The organism is Tessaracoccus bendigoensis DSM 12906, from assembly GCF_900141915.1.
Classification (GTDB): Bacteria; Actinomycetota; Actinomycetes; order Propionibacteriales; family Propionibacteriaceae; genus Arachnia; species Arachnia bendigoensis.
Genome location: NZ_FQZG01000155.1, coordinates 1 through 1,258, shown reverse-complemented (window position 1 = coordinate 1,258; position 1,258 = coordinate 1). Strand labels below are relative to the sequence as shown.

The 1,258-nt window shown below is 66.5% G+C and carries 1 protein-coding gene; it reads left to right on the top strand.

Features of this window, described 5'->3' with window-relative positions:
* Positions 1–401 precede the first annotated feature (401 nt).
* Positions 402–1,022 (top strand): beta/alpha barrel domain-containing protein, encoded by a 621-nt coding sequence (locus BUC15_RS18875; RefSeq protein ID WP_073191665.1) that lies wholly within the window; start codon positions 402–404, stop codon positions 1,020–1,022.
* Positions 1,023–1,258 lie beyond the last annotated feature (236 nt).

Here is a 1,258-nt window from a genome sequence, read left to right as displayed (position 1 = left end):
GTCTGTGGTCGAGTATCGGCCAATGCCTTGCTGGTTGTGTCGTTCCCGGGTTGCGTCCGCCGTCGAGGATCGGCCAGTGGTCGATTCTGCTCCGTCTGTGGTCGAGTATCGACCAATGCCCTTCTAAGGCCTTGTCGGGCGTTGCCATCCGTGTTCTCGCTGGTGTCGCGGTTCTCTTGCTGGTGTCGAGGGTCGTCTCGGGTGGCCAGTTGCGCGTTACCAGGGTTATGGCTGGTTACCAGCGGTATTTCGCTGGTGTCGCGACCTTTGGTTGGTGTCGACGCGGGTTCGCTGGTGTCGCGACCTTCGGTTGGTGTCGACGGCGGTTCGGGCCGTCGCTCCGCCCTTCCAGCAGGTTCCCGGTTGCAGCGGACGCGAGTGGCTCGGGCAGAATTGACCCCATGACCTCCAAGCCGACGCCCAGCGGAATCATCGTCTGTCTACCCCAGGCGGAGCTTGACGACTACGTCGGCGTCGTCGAGACGCTCATCCAGGAAGGCTTCCACAACTTCGCGCTCCATGCCTCCGCTGAATGCGCCGCGGAAGTGATCGCCATTTTCCGGAGTCGGGCGACGTTCGGGTCGTACCGGGCCTCGACCGTTGACCAGGTGGCCACCGCCTCAGAGGCCGGAGCCTCATTCGTCCTGCTCGACGCGCCCGACGACGTCGTCATCGGATCTGCCCTCGACCTGTCGCTGGCTTGTTTCGCGGCCGCGATGACCCCGACGGAGGTGCGGGCGGTGCTGGCGACCGGAGCCACCGGCGCGCTGCTCTTTCCGGCCGACGTGGTGGGGCATGCACTGGGGCACCGCCTCGCCGAGGTGGGGATCGCCGACCGGGTCATCCCGCTCGGCGGCATCGGGGCCTACGCGGCCGGGGAGTGGTTCAAGGCCGGTGCCCCCGCCGTCTGCATTGAAGCGACCCTGCTGGGCGACGCGTTCACGGGCGGCTCGCTGACCCAGCTGCGCGACCGCTCGGGATCGTTCATCTCCGTGCAGAAGAAGCAGTTCCCCGACTCCTGAACGAGGGGCTTGACGGTGGGGTGCAGGGATAGGCGGCCCGACGGCGGCTGAGTGCGGGGGTGCCCGTTGGGACATCGAAACCTGGTCTCGCTGCACGGTCGCTGAGCACTATCCCGGGTTCGATGGGCGACACGCCGTAGGTGGGCGTCATTTCGGTAGACGAGTCCCGAATAGTGCTCAAGGCCAGGCCCGACCCGAGCGCTGTAGGTCCGCTGAGCACTATCCCGGGCTCGATG

What these genes read in the sequence shown, in the direction of transcription:
- BUC15_RS18875 (WP_073191665.1), top strand. Translation starts at nt 402, where the DNA reads ATGACCTCCAAGCCGACGCCCAGCGGAATCATCGTCTGTCTACCCCAG.